Source organism: Legionella sp. PATHC032, assembly GCF_026191185.1.
GTDB lineage: Bacteria > Pseudomonadota > Gammaproteobacteria > Legionellales > Legionellaceae > Legionella.
Genome location: NZ_JAPHOV010000001.1, coordinates 1,821,852 through 1,838,801 on the forward strand (window position 1 = coordinate 1,821,852; position 16,950 = coordinate 1,838,801).

A 16,950-nucleotide genomic window follows, 5' to 3' on the forward strand; every position below is an offset into this window, starting at 1 on the left:
TGCTTTACCTCTCAAATTTTTTACGCATCAAAGTCAATGCTTCTTTATATATGTCCTCTACCTGGACTGCTACAGGATACTGATTATTTGTTATCTGTAATACATTAATTAGAATCTGAAAATCTATTAATGGAAGTGATTCCAAAGTCTTACCTTCAATCTGGCAACATATCCATTCCATTGCCGCAATAACATAAGGATTTCCATTCGTTTTATATCTGGCTTTGGATATCAGTTTATCTCTGTCACATTTTATATAAAAATGTACTGTATTCAGTTGATTAATTGGTTGACTTTGTACACCTATTACAAAAGGATCATTTAAATCGAGCTTACCAATATGTTGTGGCTGAAAAAAATAATCCTGTACAATTTTATTATACATCATAACGGCGATAATTCGTGCAGCCGACTCACTTGTGTGCAAATTATATCAATTGCCTTCTTTATTTGCACCTCAGAAGTAAAGCGTCCTATGGATAAACGCATAGTTGATTGCGCCTCTGTATCAGTCAAACCAATTGCCCTTAAGACATAAGATGGTTGAATACTGGCAGAAGAACAGGCAGAAGTAGTTGATATGGCTAACTCACTTAAAGCAAACAGCAATGAATCTCCATTTAATCCAACAAAACTCACATTCAGATTTCCAGCGATACGCCTGTGCTCATTTCCATTCAGTTTAATAGCAGGTAAATGTCGTATTCCGTCCCATAGTTGTTTGCGTAAATTTAGAATACGCGCCTGCTCGGGAATTCTTTCAGCCTCTGCAATAGCAAAAGCCTCCCCCATGCCGACAATTTGATGGGTAGGTAATGTTCCTGATCGCAATCCACCTTCATGCCCGCCACCGTAACTTAAAGCCTGTAAACGAATCCTTGGCTTATGCCTGACATACAGAGCCCCCACACCTTTAGGCCCATAATTTTTATGGGCAGAAAACGACATCAAATCAACTGAAAGCTGGCTCAAATCGATTGGTAATTTACCTGCACTTTGAGCCGCATCAACATGAAATATTATTCCCCTATTTCTTAATAACTCACCAATAGAAGCAATATCTTGTATGACGCCAATTTCATTATTAACATGCATAATAGAAACCAGAACAGTATCTGGTCTAAGAGCTGATTCCAGTTTCTCAAGATCCAACAAACCATCTGACTCTGGATTAAGATAAGTGACTTGAAAACCTTCTTTTTCCAATTGATGAAAACTGTCAAGCACGGCCTTATGTTCAGTGCTCATAGTAATAAGATGCATTCCTTTATTTTTATAAAACCGGGCAGCTCCTAAAATAGCCAAATTATCTGCTTCTGTAGCTCCTGATGTAAACACTATTTCTTGCGGGGAAGCGTTAATAGTTTCTGCAATTTGAGAACGTGCCTGCTCAACTGCCATAGAAGCAACTCGCCCATACTCATGAGTTGCTGATGCGGGATTACCAAAATCCCCTTCTGGACCTAAATATTTTATCATTTTCTCAACAACGCGAGGATCAACTGGTGTTGTTGCCATATAATCAAAATAAATCGGTTTTATCGCCAATTTTATTGCTCCTATTGTCTTTCCTTGCCCACTCCAATGATTTCTGAACTTGGCTAAGCATACCTCTTAAAATACTAACTTCCATTTTTTCAAGGTTAATTCTATTAAATAGCCGCCTCACTCTTTGCATTAATCTCCTTGGATTAGAAGGTTTTAAAAATTTAATTTCAATAAAAACTTCCTTCAGATGCTCATAAAATTGCTCTATTTCATCAGCTGTAGCCTGCTCTTCATTGCGCAGAGCTACTTCAGCGCGCGGTGATAATAACTTCATACGCAGTTCATAAGCTATAATTTGTACTGCCTGAGCTAAATTTAATGAACTGTAGTCAGGATTGCTTGGAATATTAATATGGTAGTGACATTTTAACAGCTCTTCATTAGTAAGACCTGAGTGTTCTCTACCAAATACAATGGCCACTTGAGTATTATCTGATTGTTGATTTATCAGTTCTGCACAGGAAGCTGGAACTAATCCAGGCAATGACAGTCCCCGTGGTCTTGCACTCGTCCCTAAAATCAACTGACATCCAATTAAAGCTTCATCCAAAGTATTTGTAACAATAGCTGCATCCAGGACATCATCAGCTCCAGCAGCCATTTCTTTTGCTTTGAGATCCGGAAATGACTTTGGACTAACCAGATACAATGTGCTTAGCCCCATAGTTTTCATAGCTCTTGCAGTAGAGCCTATATTACCAGGATGGGAAGTTGAAACCAAAACGATTCGAATAGAACTTAACTTCATAAAAAAATATTCCAAATACAATAGATAACTATATCATAGGATTTATTAATTGAACTTCTCTTTGTTTAAAAAAAATGTGTTAGAATTGCTGATTTTATAGCTAAAGAGTATATCCATGGAACCACTTTTAAATATTGCTGTCAATGCTGCGCGACAGGCTGGTGAAATTATTAATCGTTATGTGGAGCAGGTTGATCGTTTAAAAATAACCCCAAAAAACAGCCATGAATATTTTAGTGAAGTGGACATTAAAGCGGAGCAAGTGATTATTAATGCGATACATAAAGCCTATCCAGAGCATGGAATTCTTGCAGAGGAAAGCGGTATTCAGCAAAGTGATAGTGATACAGTCTGGATCATTGACCCTCTGGATGGTACCTCAAATTATCTTCATGGCTTTCCCTTTTATTCTGTATCCATAGCTCTAAAAATTAAGAATCGTCTGGAGCATGGTGTTATTTACGATCCGCTGCGCCATGAGTGTTTTGCTGCAAGCAGAGGACGTGGAGCAAGGCTAAATGATAGAAGAATCCGTGTATCCAAGCAAACTCAACTCACTGCTTCGCTGTTAGGTACAGGTTTTCATTTTCGTGATGCAACTCTTGCCCAGCGATATCTACCAACCTTTGAAGCATTGGTTGGAAAATGTGCTGGAGTTAGAAGAACAGGTTCTGCTGCTCTCGACTTGGCTTATGTTGCAAGCGGTCGCCTGGACGGCTTCTGGGAGTTTGGGTTACGCCCATGGGATATTGCTGCAGGAGCCCTACTGGTCCGAGAAGCTGGGGGACTCATAAGTGATGTCCAGGGAGGGGAAGATTTTCTAAATTATGGCGACGTAGTAGCAGGAACTCCTAAGGTATTTAAGTCACTTTTGCAAACAATATCACCCGTTTTAAAATAAGTTGTCAATTTAAGCCTATCAAGCCGATCAGTCAGGCTTATCGATTTTAAATTACTTTCAAATATCCGCTTTCTCACAGATAAGAAAGCGGATAAATACTCCTGTTAGCTCTTATCTTAATCCCGGCTTCATTCCTAAAATTACTGGTAACTCATCTGCCATCGCAGTGCCCAAATTTTTAGTTAAGCGGTCAAAGACATTTTGCTTGTAAGTATAGTCAACTATATCTGTAATTTTAATTACCTCTCGTGCTAACTGCCCGCTACTGGCATAACCATCAATTAAACCATTAGCCAACGCTTGCTCACCAGTCCAAAATAACCCGGAAAAAGTTTCATCATCAATATGTAATTTATTTCCCCTTCCTTCTTTGACACGCGTAATAAATTGCTTATGTACTATATCAAGCATGGTTTGTAGCTTTTCTTTCTGAAATTCAGTAGTTGGAGAAAAGGGGTCCAGAAAAGCTTTATTAACTCCTGAAGTTTGTAATCTGCGTGAAATACCAAGCTTCTGCATTGCATCAACAAAACCAAAGCCATTATATAAAACCCCTATTGAGCCGACCATGCTTGCAGGACTTGCATAGATTTCATCCGCTCCAACAGCAACATAATAGGCAGCAGAAGCACACATATCGACACAAACAGCGTAAGTTTTAATGTTAGGTTTTAGACTTTTGTAATATTTTAAAACATTATAAATATATTCCGCCTGTACGGGACTGCCTCCAGGGCTATTTATCCGTAAAATTAATGCTTTTAATCCTTTGCTTTTATAAGCCTTCTCAATTCCTCTAGTGAAATTATCTGCACTCGCGGAGGTGGAATCAGCAATTTCACCGTTAATATCAATTAAGCCAATATGCTCTTTATCCTTAGATGCTTCTGTGGTTTTGGCAACTGAAACGATTTTATAAGATGAATAAACTAATGCGGCCAGGATAATAGCTCGTATAATCCATTTCCATCGACGTTGTCTTTTCTTTTCTTTGAGATAGTCAATTACCAGTTGATTAAGCAAAGCTTGTGAATCCAAATTAGAATTAGAAGATGACTCATTATTCATAAAAAAACTCTTGAAAAAATGTAAATAATACCCATTTTATGGCATGTAAACTAGAATTAATACCCTAAAATAACTAGAAAGGTGTTCCTATGCGAATGGACAAACTAACATCAAAGTTTCAAATGGCTCTTGCAGATGCTCAATCTCTGGCTCTAGGCAGAGATAATGGATTTATAGAACCAGAACATTTAATGAAAGCCTTACTCGATCAACAAGGCGGGAGCTGTAGACCTCTTCTCAGTAAAGCGGGTGTTAATATACCGCTATTAAGAACTTTAATTGACCAAGCTCTGGATAAACTCCCTAAAGTATCAGGTACCGGAGGAGATATTCATATATCTAACGCCTTGAATAGACTACTTAACCTGACTGACAAATTATCGCAACAAAGAAAGGACAACTTTATTTCAAGCGAGCTTTTTATATTAGCAGCGATAAGTGAGGATAGTAACCTTGCTAAAATACTCAAACAAGCTGGAGGTGACAACAAAGCAATTGAAAAAGCCATTGATGAGTTAAGAGGTGGAGAAACTGTTAATGATCCAAATGCAGAGGAACAGCGACAAGCCCTTGAAAAATATACTCTGGATTTGACTGAACGTGCCGAGCAAGGAAAACTGGATCCAGTTATTGGGCGGGATGATGAAATTCGACGCACCATCCAGGTATTACAAAGAAGAACCAAAAATAACCCTGTACTAATAGGTGAACCAGGTGTTGGTAAAACAGCTATAGTAGAAGGCTTGGCGCAGCGAATTATCAATGGTGAGGTGCCTGAGGGATTAAAGAATAAACGTTTACTGGCACTGGATATGGGTGCCTTGATTGCAGGCGCAAAATATCGCGGGGAGTTTGAAGAGCGTTTAAAAGGAGTGCTTAATGATTTGGCAAAACAAGAAGGTCAAATCATATTATTTATTGATGAATTGCATACTATGGTCGGTGCTGGCAAGGCTGAAGGTGCTATGGATGCCGGGAATATGCTCAAACCAGCATTAGCTCGCGGCGAATTGCATTGCATTGGGGCTACCACATTAGACGAATACCGACAATATATTGAAAAAGATGCTGCCCTTGAAAGACGCTTTCAAAAAGTACTGGTCGATGAACCCAGTGTGGAAGACACCATTGCTATATTAAGGGGACTTAAGGAACGATATGAAGTTCATCATGGAGTTGAAATTACAGATCCTGCTTTGGTTGCTGCAGCAACCCTATCCCATCGTTACATCAGCGACCGCCAACTACCCGACAAAGCCATTGACTTAATTGATGAAGCAGCCAGCTTAATCCGGATGGAAATCGATTCAAAACCTGAAAGTATGGATAAACTGGAACGACGCTTGATTCAGCTAAAAATCGAGCGTGAAGCATTGAAAAAGGAAAATGATGAAGCGTCTAAAAAAAGACTTGTTGATTTACAAAAAAGTATCGATGAATTAGAGCAAAATTATTCAGACTTAGAGGAGATTTGGAAAGCTGAAAAAGCGACCATGCAAGGGTCCACCCAAATCAAGGAGGCACTTGAGCAAGCCAAGCTGGAAATGGAAACTGCCAGGAGAGCAGGTGATTTAAGTCGTATGTCTGAATTACAATATGGACGTATACCTGAGCTGGAAAAGAGATTAAGCCAGGTCTCTTCAGTCGATGCTATGGAAACAAAGTTAGTACGTAATAAAGTCACCGAAGATGAGATCGCAGAAGTTGTTTCAAAATGGACAGGGATCCCCGTATCTAAAATGATGGAGGGAGAAAAAGAAAAATTACTGAAAATGGAAGAAGCTTTGCATAACAGACTTATTGGCCAGAATGAAGCAGTGGATGCTGTTTCTAATGCCATAAGACGCTCACGTGCAGGGTTATCCGATCCCAATCGCCCTATTGGTTCATTTCTTTTTTTGGGTCCAACCGGTGTAGGAAAAACTGAACTATGTAAAGCGCTCGCTTCTTTTCTTTTTGATACGGAAGAAGCTATGGTGCGTATTGATATGTCTGAATTTATGGAAAAACACTCTGTTGCGCGCTTAATCGGGGCACCTCCTGGCTATGTAGGATATGAAGAAGGTGGCTATTTAACCGAAGCAGTCAGACGCAGACCCTATTCTGTCATCTTGCTCGATGAAGTAGAAAAAGCGCATACCGATGTATTTAATATTCTACTTCAAGTTATGGATGATGGCCGTTTAACAGATGGTCAGGGACGTACGGTTGATTTTAGGAATACCGTTATTGTTATGACCTCGAATTTGGGATCTCAATTGATTCAGGAAATGAGCAGCAAATTTAATTACGATCAGATTAAGGCTGCAGTAATGGATTTAGTCAGCCAACATTTTAGACCTGAATTTATCAACAGAATTGATGAGTCGGTGGTATTCCATTCCTTGACAAAAGAACAAATTGCAAAAATTGCAGCAATCCAAATCAACTATTTACATCATCGTCTGAAACAACAAAATATTACCCTTGAAGTCACAAATGATGCTTTATCCCATTTGGCTGAAGCAGGTTTTGATCCGGTCTATGGTGCCCGCCCCCTAAAACGTACTATTCAACAAAAATTAGAGAATCCACTCGCACAATCATTGTTGACTGGAAAATTCAAATCAGGTGAAACTATTATTGTGTCTTATAAAGATGGAGTAATGGCATTCTCCAAGCAATGATTAAGCTTATCATTAGATAAGCGTACTGGAGTCCTTATCCAGGACTCCAATATGATGAGGCAATGTTTCAAGAACAAGCTGGCTAAACACATCAAACAAATAAGGAAGTAGTGCGAGTCTCTGCATTATCTTCCTGAGCTTTTTTTACTGCTTGAACTTTTTTAGCTAAAGCCAACTCCGTTTGAAGAATGAATGTATTCATTGGCCCTTTTCCACCAAAAAAATCAAAATTAAGCTCAACTTTAGGAGTAGCTTCAAAATAGGTTTTAAGAAGCCTAATTGCATCAAGCATATCCTTATCTGTCAGCTCATTGGGATTTATTTCTACCCCCAGAGCCTGGTGAATACAAAACCGCAATTGCTCCTTTACGCCCTCGTTTTGTAATAACAAACAAAAACCACCCAAAACCCGATATCTTGCAAGACTGTTATTACAATTTTTCATTGCTTCAATAAACGAACCACAATCCATCGTGCTAAAATTTTCCTGAATATGTCCAGTATACAATAAGTCTATAATTTTCTCTTGTAGAACATTCGATTCAATTTGAGCCTTTATTTGCTCTTCCATCAATTCTGAAGATAGAGTTTTAAAATCGGAACAAGTTTTTGGCAGGATTTTGCCTAAATGAATCAAAGCCTCTTCGATTTGGCGTTGCTCTTCTTCAATTTGTTTTACCAAAGATTGAATGAAACTTATGGCTTTGAATTGGTTTAAAACAACAGGGTTACGTCTTTTATGTTCATCAATAATTTCTTGTAAATAGGTTTCAAAGTTCTTGTCTGCTGCAAAATGAGGATAGCTTTTATAGCGTGGCATTTTCACCTCATCCTTCTCTACAATCAATTGCATATTATCACGAAATGTTTCTAATGCAGTTACAATCGTTGTTACATCAAGAATTTTCAAATCATTTATTTTATAATTTTTCTCCATCACCTCAGGTAAACCTAAAGCGAGTCTTATTGATTGAAACAATCGACAATCTTTTACATCAGATGGCGCTTTGTATTTAAAAAAAAATGACGGGACAGGAATGTATGAATTAAAAGTATCATACTCCTTAATCAATCTAAAATAGCGATGAAGCAAAGCACCTAACAAAAACAGAATGGCTTGCTTATTTTTTTCCTCATTATTTTCTTTTAAAACTTCACGCAATTCATTACTTAATTGTTTAAAAACATCTCTGGCTGTTTCTCTATCTGTTTTGCAAATCACAACCTTATGGGTTCGAGCTAATAATGTTTCCAGAGTATTTCTAATTATTTCACTACTCGATACCACTTCAGATACAGGAGGATCAGTAATAATTTTATACCTGCCTAATAAGGTAGAGAATACTGCCTCTAAGTTACGAGTATTTACACTTAATATTTTGAACTCGGGCGGAGTAAAAGTCATAGTGTCTCCTGTCTAAAACACGCTATTAAGTCCTAAATTACGCATAATTCCTTTATAAATATCATAGAATGAAGTTTCCTGTTTCTCCCTGGAAAGACGTAAGGTATGAATATCTGCTTGCACCGTTTTACCTAAACGGCGAATTAAGTTGTCATAAATTCGTTCATTACGATTTTGATAGGCAAATGAACAATATTGACTTAAAGCCTCCAAACTGGCATCAAATAAAGTATCACTCATTTTTTGCGGGGAACTCACTTGCAAATCTCTTTGAAATAGCTCAACCAAAGTGCTATTCATTAAATTCGAAACAGTAGAACTATAATGTGACCACATCATTAAATAAATTCCAGCCAGCACCTTTTTTTTGAATTCGTTAATATTTTTTGGGGTTACAGCAGAATATCTTGAGACACCCTTAAGATAAGCGAGTAAGTCATCATCATTCTCGCTGTCCAGGCTATAAGCAACCAATTTAATCGTATGAGTATCTTCAATGGCAGCTGAATTGGGTAATATCACTGAAAAAAAACAAAAACATCCTAAGGATGGTATGCTGCGCCTCTTTAACTGATCTGTTAATTTCAATGCATTTTGCTGAAATTCGGCAAACTCTAGCATGGTTTCCCTCCCACAAGGGCCCACCCGCAAGAACCGCAGCGAGTAACACACCTCTGATGATCAAGACTCTTTTAATTTTTATATCAACCTACACATAATATTGCAACTATTAATTTAACTATTTGCTAACAAATATTTCAAATCGCCAATTTTATTTGGGCGTAGAAAATAAATATATTTTTCCGTAGGTTATTCTAAACTCAAGACATATATATTACTGTGCTGATCTTTTTATGTTGGGGCTCTGCGAACAATGGAACACTATTCTCATTCCACTTGTTCCTTAATACCATGATATGGTCTCAAAACGACTCTGGACAAGAATGAAAATTAATTGTTACATAAAAAGTTTATCTATAGAATCGATTAATTGTTGATGAATTCCATTAAATCCTCTATTACTCATCACTAATACAGCGTCACCTTCTCTTACTGTATTAATAATCTCATTAACGATCTCTTCATTATTTTTGCAAATTTTATACGGACAAGTCCAGGAGCTAACAGAGTCCTTTAAATTAAAATCCTGAGGGTCCAAAACATAGGCACCATCTACAGGGGCTAAAGCATAAGCCATTTCTCTGGCATGTACGCCTGTTCTCATGGTATAGGAAGCAAACTCCATAACAGCAAAAATACGCTGATGGCGCCCACTTCTTTTTAAAGCATCAATGGTTTTAGTAATTGCGGTTGGATGGTGGGCAAAATCATCATAAACTGTTATTCCATGTCGATTGGAACGAACTTCAAGCCTTCGTTTCACTGGAGAAAATTGTTCCAAAGCCCTGGCTGCAACCTCAGAGCTTACCCCAGCATTCCAGGCAGCAGCAATTGCCGCCAGGCCATTTTCCACATTAAATTGACCAATTAAAGGCCAAGATACCTCAGCAACCCTTACCCCATTATGCAATATTTTAAATTTTGAACCACTATCGTCAATCAGCTCGGCAACCCATTCAGCCTCCCCTGATAATGCCAGTGTTTCAATACGCGAAAATTGACCTCGCGATAGAACTTCATTCAAAGCCTTATCATCTCGAGGTTTTATAGCCACACCACTTTTTGGTATTGTTCTTAATAAATAATGAAATTGTTGTTGAATAGCTGCCAAATCGGGGTAAATATCGGCATGATCAAATTCCAAATTGTTTAGTATCGCAATATGTGGTCGATAATGCATAAATTTAGGACGTTTATCAAAAAAAGCACTATCGTACTCGTCTGCCTCAATGACAAACCACTTCCCTTTGCCAAGGCAGGCACTGCTATTGAAATCACTGGACACACCACCGATAAGAAATCCTGGATTCATTCCTGCTTGATCCAAAATCCAGGCAATCATTGAAGTGGTGGTCGTTTTGCCATGAGTTCCAGCTACAGCAATCACCCTATATTTCGATAAAATATTTTCGGCAAGCCATTGAGGGCCTGACATGTATGGTTTCCCAGACTCCATAACTGCTTCAAGAACCGGCATTCCCCTCTTAATAGCATTACCGACAATAACCATGTCAGCTTGTAATGCTAAAGTGGAATCATCGTAGCCCTCAGTCCATGAAATACCCTTGGCAGCAAGCAAATCACTTATAGGTGGGTAGCAATTGGCGTCACTTCCTGTCACTCTATACCCTGCATCACGGGCAAGTAAAGCCAGGGCACTCATAAAGGTTCCACTTACTCCTAGTATATGTAAATGTGTCATCATGTCATCGCCAAAAAGAAATAGTTAAAATGTTAACCGCTACTAAACCAAAAGCAGCCAAAACTGATTTTACTGGTGTAGTGCCTAAAGCAAATTTATAAATATGGGCTGTAATTACAAATTGCCAAATAGAAAGCCCCAAAGTAACGAACAAATATATCATACCTATAAATAAAAAAATGGGATTTTTAAGATTCTCCGCAGACAAATAAGTATCAATTAAGAACAATGGTGTCGCCAAAACATGTATAATAACATAGGCGCTCAATAGACATGTTGATGTTTGCACAAGCCTGGACGCAAGATTTTGAAACTTTAAAATAGCATAGGTATAGAATATAAAAGACAAAATCAGGCTGGTGGCCATCATTAAACTTAATAACCAATCACGGGAAAAATCAAGTTCAGCGATGTCCCATTGAATCAGCATTATAATAGAAAATAGAAGACACATTACTACAAGAAGGAAAACGGAATAAGGAGAATTCTCTGGGGTTTCCTTCAATAAGCTCAGACGCCAGTAATAAGAAAATAGTAACTTTAAAGTATTCATAATTATTTTTTTGATTATTTTCTTTCGGCTAAAACACTCGTTCAATAAGACAGAATATTTTACATGCCTCCCTGAACCTTAAATGACTCCATAGCAGTTTGCAAAATAATCTTATCGTCCTTTAGTTAAGGCAATTTCTTCACTATATTAAGCTGTTGCACAATAGGCTGATCCCAAGGGCCAGAAATTTTATAACTATATCCCGCAATTTTCTGCATGCTTTGATTAATAATTTTATTTGCAATCCAAGCAGCAAGACCAGCAATCGGACCCCCAGCTATCGTAGCTACAACAGGTAAGCTGGCAGTGATATGCGGTGAAATGTTTAAATCCAAATCATATAATCGTCTTACCAAATCCAGATCCCCTTTCATACTAGCATAAGCTACTGGACCATCAATGTAACTATTATTGGTACTCATAATGCCATTATTGACATTAAAGTTGCCTTTAAATATATCAAAACTGTAGCCATCATTTGAGAGATCACTAAAATCAAGCTTTAACCGTCTTGGAATAGTTTGCAAACTTAATATGCTTAGTAACTTCCCTAAACCAAGTTTTTCTTCAGTCTCCGGGCTCAAATGAGTAATTCGGCCATTTTTCAACTGTAAATACATTGAACCATTCAACTTAGCCAGAGAAAAATCATATAAAGTACCTTTCCACCCCCCATGAAACTCTATATATCCTTTCCCGGCATCGACCGCGGGATTAATTGCCCAACGATCAAGACTCTTGGCCAAATCTTTCAAATACATTTTAGACTGTAGTTTTGTTTGATTAACCGTACCTTTCTGAAGCCACTCCCCCTCAAAATTAGCTTGATAATAAGGTGAATCTACCCTTAAATAATCAATATGCCATCGTTCAGATGTAGAATGACTTTTAAGGGTAATATTGCCAATTTGAATTTTTCCAATTGAAAAATTATCGACTCTTAAATTCAAATTGGGAATTTGTGCTGGAGTAGCATGTGAAGGAGTATCTTTATTGTTTAGTGAAGACCCCATTTCAGATAAATGTAAGTATTTGATAAAACCACTCAGAGAATTGGTTGCTGAATGATAGGTTAAATCCGCATCGATTTTTTTCTGTTTTAAATTCACAGCCCAATCATTATCAGGACGTTTTTTCGCATACACAGACATGTTATCAAACTGCTGGTTCAGAAATTTTAGTTTACCCATTTTTACATCAATAATATTAACCAAACTCAAGAGTGAGGGGTTAACATTCTCTTTAGAGAATTTACCTAAAACTTCTTTCCATGCTTGTAAATCAAAGCCCTCTAATGTACCAGCTATACCAAGGCCAGGATGATCCTGATTGACGGCTTGGGCACTACCTAAACGTATTTGACCTGATTTTAACTTAAATACGCCTTTTTGCTTTTGCATCAAAAGATCCGTACTTAATCTTCCATTGTAATTAACTCTTAAACGAACTGTCTTTTGTGGATTAAAGTCCAGGTTAACCAGTAAGGGGATTTTTTCTTTATAAGTTTTTCCCAAAGGTGGTGGAAGATCAACTGTCAAGCCTATCAAGTCAGAATTCAACTTCATATTATCCAGGTCATTAGGGTCATCCGTAATTTTTAATAATGCCTTAGCTAAAATATTTCCTTTAAGTACAGAAAAAACAGGTAAACGCCATTTTTTCTTTAAAGATTCTACAGTGCATTCACCTTCGATTGATATTGCAGTTAATGATTGAGGCGATTTTTCCGATTGAATTTTAATATTCAGGGGATAACCAAATGCCGAAGCAGTTAAGGCACTATCCTGGATGCCTTTTTCATTAAACAGTAAATTTCCAGTAACATCCCCTACAGAAAAATCTCCCATCTGATGCTTGATGTTGATTATATTATTTTCAAAGGTTAATTCACCTCGGGCAAGATTATCATCATTCTCTGGATACAGAGGGATTTCCAAACGTAAATTAAGTGATAGCATCCTCTTTATTAATAATATTTTTAAAGCCGATAATTTTTTCTTTAATGGAGAGTTCATAACAAAATTAAGCATTTGTTGTGCTTTTCCATGGACAATTCCATGAATTAATAAAGTTTCTCTATCTTTGCCAATATCATCGATACGCAAATTCATTTGTTTAAGTGGAATCCCCTGGGCATCACCATCAATGATATCAATATCAAGATTTCTATTTTTTAGTTTGATATAACCTTCCAAATCTTTAATCAATTGCCATTCTCGAGTAATTAAAATATCACCACCGACAACATGGCTTACTATAGAAAACTCCCCATTGCCATTATCAAATGGAAAATCTTTCGCCATTCCATTAAGACTTATCTTGCCTGTTGCTTGCCCCAAACGCTTGATATCATTATTTAACCAAGCAAATAACTTGGCTTTCATGTGTTTTGCAGGCAAATAAGGCATCCATTTCTGTAAATTTTTCCCAGAAAAATTACCCACTAAACGAATATTGCCTACAGAATTTTGAGTCAGCTGATCAAAAGCTCCTTCCAGACTAATCGTCAATTCGGGTTGACTTGCAACCAAGCGTTCAATACTCAACCGCAACCCATCATTTAATTCTTTCCAATCAAAAGCACCATTAAAAATCGCCAGTTTTTGAGTAGGGTAGCCTTTGATCTGCAAAGTTGAATTCTCTGAATCTAACTCCAGGCGCCCTTCTGTAGGCTGCCAATTTAAAACGCCGGCTAAATTACTCACCCCAGGAATATTGTCCTTCGCTCTCCATCCTAATTGATCAAATCGAGTTAAAATATAATTAATTTGATTTTCTTTGATTAATACCTGAACATCACTCAAGATCCCATGCGGCTTTAACTGCAGTATATTTTGAATAGCCGGCGGCCAATTAATCGCCCCAGATAATAGTGATTCTACAATAAGGGATTTTGTAAAGACTTGATAGGTATTCTGATTTTTATTAAAACGAATCGACAATTGATTCTCTGGCCAAGTAACTCCTGCTACTCTTAGTTTCATATGGTCTGCCTGGAACTGCCAACCTTGTTTATCCAATCTCCATCCCATGTTGGCATAAAATGACTGGATCAACTTACTATTTTTTTTATTTAATAATTTCCATGCCAAACGTTTGAGTTTCAATTGTGCTTGAATTGATGCAATATTCCCTTTCTCCAAATCAACCCATAATGAGATGTCTCCTTTCCCTCCCTCCAGTTGTATGGAGGATTTTGGCAATAAATTTTGCCATTGCGCAGGTAAAACATTAATAGCTGAAAAATAGAGGCGTCCACTGGTATTTTCAATTTGAGAAGGATCGAATTGTACATTACCTAGCAGTTGGAAAACGGTTGCATTTGTTTGCTCGAGTTTTGCTTCTCCCTTTATCTTATAACTTCTCCCTTTATTAACTATCGACAAGTTTAATCCGTTCACAGGAATTAATGACCCGTCATTAAAATGTAAGTGAGCGGAAACATGCCGTACAATTAATTTTTCCTGCTGAGCAAGCCAATCTAATATTTCCCGAGTTTTTTCGGGTGTAATATCAGCATCTTTCATTGCATTACTTGAAATTCCCTCAATACGCCAATGCCCATCTTTTTCACGAAAAATCAAATGCATGTCATCGATATAAAGTACGCCAGGTTGAATGCGCCAATTCCAGAGGGATTTAAATAAATTAACACCGACAATTAGCTTATCCAAATAAATTGACTTATTATGGCCATCGTGAATTCTTATATGTTTTAATTTAACTACTGGTTCAAACCAATACCACCCTGTTTCCATAGTTTGAACAGTAACTGGTTGACCCAAAAGTGAAGTCAAATGCTGCTCTACCTCCCCTTTATATTGTTTAGCCCAGGGAGTAAGAGCACGAAATATACTGGAAAAAACAGCTGCGAAAATTATCAGGACAGCTAATACCATCCAAATTTTTTTTAAAAATTTATTTGCCAAAAGGTTATTATCGGTCATGTTTTAAACTACTATACCATTGCTTTTGTGCATATTCATCCGTTTCCTTTTGCTCAATACGCTGTAATTGCTTCAGTTCAGCTTTTTTTACTCGTTCAATTAACTTATTTATCCCTTCTTCTGAGGTTTTGGCTTGCTTATAATTTAAGTCGGCCTTCATTCTGCTTTTTGCAAGTTGACTCAAATAGGAATTTAATTGTACCAAAGCAGTATCCAAATGATTAATAAAATTAATTCGGTTACGTAAAGGCCCTACGCAACTACCTTGCTGTCCTAATACTTCCAATTGCTGTAAATAATCTCGTCTGTAACCAACTAATTGTTCGTGCCTTGCTTTATTCTGATTAAATTGCTCTTTTGCTTTCATCAGCTCTATATAAGCCTGTTGGGTCGCTTCCTGTTTAACTTTTAATAACTGAATCAAACGATCTAATCTCTCACTCATTGGTCATTCCCTACCAAAGTTGAAACCAGTTTGGCTAACGATATTAAACTCTCATCATAGCTCACTTGTTCATTCATTCCTTGCACCAGGTAATCCTTGAGTTTATTCACTGCTAAGATTGCCTTATCCACCAAGGGATCACTTCCTTTTGCATACGCTCCTAATAAAATTAAATCCTTGTTTTTTTCATAAACAGACAAATATTTTTTAAACAGCAACATATCTTTCATATGTTGTTCAGAGACAATACCCTGCATAACTCGGCTAATAGAAGCCTCAAGATCTATTGCAGGATATTGCCCTTGTTCAGCAAGCGCTCTGCTTAATACAACATGACCATCCAAAATAGCTCGTGCCGCATCTGCTATGGGATCTTGCAAATCATCTCCCTCGGTCAAGACAGTATAAAATGCTGTAATTGAACCACTCCCCGAAGTCCCATTTCCAGCTCTTTCAACCAATTTAGGCAACTTGGCAAATACCGATGGCGGATATCCTTTTGTAGCAGGGGCCTCACCAATCGATAAAGCAATTTCCCTTTGTGCCTGGGCAAAACGGGTTAAAGAATCGATCAGCAAGAGAACATGTTTACCTTGATCTCGAAAATACTCAGCAATACTTGTTGCAACCTTTGCTCCATGCAAACGCATCAAAGGGCTTTCATCCGCTGGAGCGGCAACTACAACCGCCCGCTTCAAACCTTCTATACCCAAGTTGCACTCAATAAATTCTTTTACCTCGCGCCCACGTTCTCCAATTAATCCAACCACAACAACATCAGCTTCAGTAAAACGGGTCATCATCCCAAGCAAAACTGATTTGCCTACTCCACTTCCAGCGAACAAACCTATCCGTTGTCCACGACCAACTGTTAATAAGCCATTAATGGCACGAATCCCAACATCCAATGGGACTTCAATAGGGGCTCTTTTTAAAGGATTGATCACTTGTCCTATCAATGGATAAGCCTCAACCATTTCGTTAGGAGGTCCATCATCTATAAACATTCCGGAACCATTTAATATTCTTCCTAATAGTTGATGACCGACACTCACTTGAGCAATTCGTCCGGTAGGAATAATTTTCATTCCTGGAGCTATTCCTTGTATATCTCCTATAGACATTAAATAAACACTTTCATTGTTAAAACCAACAACTTCTGCCTGAACAGAATGTTCATCATTGATTTTAACCAGGCAGCGCGCTCCTATGGGTTGATTAAATCCTTTTGCTTCTATAGTTAAACCTATCGCTCTGCTGATTCTACCACAATGTAACAATCCGGAATGATGTTTCTTCCTTGTCCCTGACAAAATTTTATGGAGTTGTGTTTGATAAATAGCCAT

The 16,950-nt window shown here is 37.7% G+C and carries 13 protein-coding genes; 2 read left to right on the forward strand and 11 right to left on the reverse strand.

Translation table 11 applies throughout. The features are described 5' to 3' along the window. Positions 1–4 precede the first annotated feature (4 nt). The 3 genes from OQJ02_RS08210 to trmJ are packed head-to-tail and all read right to left on the reverse strand — an operon-like array spanning position 5 to position 2,296. A complete protein-coding gene (locus tag OQJ02_RS08210; protein ID WP_265718716.1) occupies positions 5–388 on the reverse strand; it encodes an iron-sulfur cluster assembly scaffold protein in 384 nt (127 codons plus the stop codon). Then, positions 385–1,518: an IscS subfamily cysteine desulfurase gene (locus tag OQJ02_RS08215; RefSeq protein ID WP_322783406.1), complete on the reverse strand. Its 1,134-nt coding sequence runs from the start codon at positions 1,516–1,518 to the stop codon at positions 385–387. The genes OQJ02_RS08210 and OQJ02_RS08215 overlap by 4 nt, the downstream gene beginning before the upstream one ends. Before the next feature lie 4 nt (positions 1,519–1,522). Next, positions 1,523–2,296 (reverse strand): tRNA (cytosine(32)/uridine(32)-2'-O)-methyltransferase TrmJ, encoded by a 774-nt coding sequence (gene trmJ, locus OQJ02_RS08220; RefSeq protein WP_265718717.1) that lies wholly within the window; start codon positions 2,294–2,296, stop codon positions 1,523–1,525. Between the two features lie 115 nt (positions 2,297–2,411). Here trmJ and OQJ02_RS08225 point away from each other — a divergent pair, with 115 nt between their 5' ends. Continuing rightward, entirely contained in the window at positions 2,412–3,197 is a 786-nt protein-coding gene (locus OQJ02_RS08225) for an inositol monophosphatase family protein (RefSeq protein ID WP_265718718.1), read from the forward strand. 111 nt (positions 3,198–3,308) lie between these two features. Here OQJ02_RS08225 and OQJ02_RS08230 read toward each other — a convergent pair whose 3' ends face one another. After that, on the reverse strand, positions 3,309–4,265 hold the full coding sequence (locus OQJ02_RS08230; protein ID WP_265718719.1) for a S49 family peptidase: 957 nt from the start codon (positions 4,263–4,265) through the stop codon (positions 3,309–3,311). An 89-nt stretch (positions 4,266–4,354) separates the two neighbouring features. Between OQJ02_RS08230 and clpB the strand changes: the two genes are divergently transcribed. Beyond that, positions 4,355–6,931, forward strand: a complete 2,577-nt coding sequence (gene clpB / locus OQJ02_RS08235; RefSeq protein ID WP_265718720.1) for an ATP-dependent chaperone ClpB — start codon at positions 4,355–4,357, stop codon at positions 6,929–6,931. A gap of 91 nt (positions 6,932–7,022) precedes the next feature. Here clpB and OQJ02_RS08240 read toward each other — a convergent pair whose 3' ends face one another. The 7 genes from OQJ02_RS08240 to fliI all read right to left on the reverse strand — a co-directional run bounded on the left by OQJ02_RS08240 (position 7,023) and on the right by fliI (position 16,950). Beyond that, positions 7,023–8,336: a type IV secretion protein Dot gene (locus tag OQJ02_RS08240; protein WP_265718721.1), complete on the reverse strand. Its 1,314-nt coding sequence runs from the start codon at positions 8,334–8,336 to the stop codon at positions 7,023–7,025. Between the two features lie 12 nt (positions 8,337–8,348). Continuing rightward, a complete protein-coding gene (locus tag OQJ02_RS08245; protein ID WP_265719814.1) occupies positions 8,349–8,996 on the reverse strand; it encodes a lpg1752 family Dot/Icm T4SS effector in 648 nt (215 codons plus the stop codon). A 298-nt stretch (positions 8,997–9,294) separates the two neighbouring features. Next, complete coding sequence (mpl, locus tag OQJ02_RS08250; RefSeq protein ID WP_265718722.1) at positions 9,295–10,662, reverse strand: UDP-N-acetylmuramate:L-alanyl-gamma-D-glutamyl-meso-diaminopimelate ligase; 1,368 nt, start codon at positions 10,660–10,662, stop codon at positions 9,295–9,297. A gap of 1 nt (position 10,663) precedes the next feature. Next, positions 10,664–11,212 (reverse strand): hypothetical protein, encoded by a 549-nt coding sequence (locus OQJ02_RS08255; protein ID WP_265718723.1) that lies wholly within the window; start codon positions 11,210–11,212, stop codon positions 10,664–10,666. Between the two features lie 125 nt (positions 11,213–11,337). Continuing rightward, positions 11,338–15,159: a YhdP family protein gene (locus tag OQJ02_RS08260; RefSeq protein WP_265718724.1), complete on the reverse strand. Its 3,822-nt coding sequence runs from the start codon at positions 15,157–15,159 to the stop codon at positions 11,338–11,340. Beyond that, positions 15,149–15,604 carry a flagellar export protein FliJ gene (gene fliJ, locus OQJ02_RS08265; protein ID WP_265718725.1) on the reverse strand — a complete coding sequence of 152 codons (456 nt, stop codon included), beginning with the start codon at positions 15,602–15,604 and terminating at the stop codon, positions 15,149–15,151. Before fliJ ends, OQJ02_RS08260 begins: the two co-directional genes overlap by 11 nt. Beyond that, positions 15,601–16,950, reverse strand: coding sequence for a flagellar protein export ATPase FliI (gene fliI, locus OQJ02_RS08270; protein WP_265718726.1), 1,350 nt, complete (start codon positions 16,948–16,950; stop codon positions 15,601–15,603). Before fliI ends, fliJ begins: the two co-directional genes overlap by 4 nt.

Excerpts from the sequence above, each read along its gene's own strand:
- OQJ02_RS08210 (WP_265718716.1), bottom strand. The coding sequence starts at position 388 with ATGATGTATAATAAAATTGTACAGGATTATTTTTTTCAGCCACAACAT.
- fliJ (WP_265718725.1), bottom strand. The coding sequence starts at position 15,604 with ATGAGTGAGAGATTAGATCGTTTGATTCAGTTATTAAAAGTTAAACAG.
- clpB (WP_265718720.1), top strand. The coding sequence starts at position 4,355 with ATGCGAATGGACAAACTAACATCAAAGTTTCAAATGGCTCTTGCAGAT.
- OQJ02_RS08240 (WP_265718721.1), bottom strand. The coding sequence starts at position 8,336 with ATGACTTTTACTCCGCCCGAGTTCAAAATATTAAGTGTAAATACTCGT.
- mpl (WP_265718722.1), bottom strand. The coding sequence starts at position 10,662 with ATGATGACACATTTACATATACTAGGAGTAAGTGGAACCTTTATGAGT.
- fliI (WP_265718726.1), bottom strand. The coding sequence starts at position 16,950 with ATGGCTATTTATCAAACACAACTCCATAAAATTTTGTCAGGGACAAGG.
- OQJ02_RS08260 (WP_265718724.1), bottom strand. The coding sequence starts at position 15,159 with ATGACCGATAATAACCTTTTGGCAAATAAATTTTTAAAAAAAATTTGG.
- OQJ02_RS08255 (WP_265718723.1), bottom strand. The coding sequence starts at position 11,212 with ATGAATACTTTAAAGTTACTATTTTCTTATTACTGGCGTCTGAGCTTA.
- trmJ (WP_265718717.1), bottom strand. The coding sequence starts at position 2,296 with ATGAAGTTAAGTTCTATTCGAATCGTTTTGGTTTCAACTTCCCATCCT.
- OQJ02_RS08230 (WP_265718719.1), bottom strand. The coding sequence starts at position 4,265 with ATGAATAATGAGTCATCTTCTAATTCTAATTTGGATTCACAAGCTTTG.
- OQJ02_RS08215 (WP_322783406.1), bottom strand. The coding sequence starts at position 1,518 with ATGGCAACAACACCAGTTGATCCTCGCGTTGTTGAGAAAATGATAAAA.
- OQJ02_RS08225 (WP_265718718.1), top strand. The coding sequence starts at position 2,412 with ATGGAACCACTTTTAAATATTGCTGTCAATGCTGCGCGACAGGCTGGT.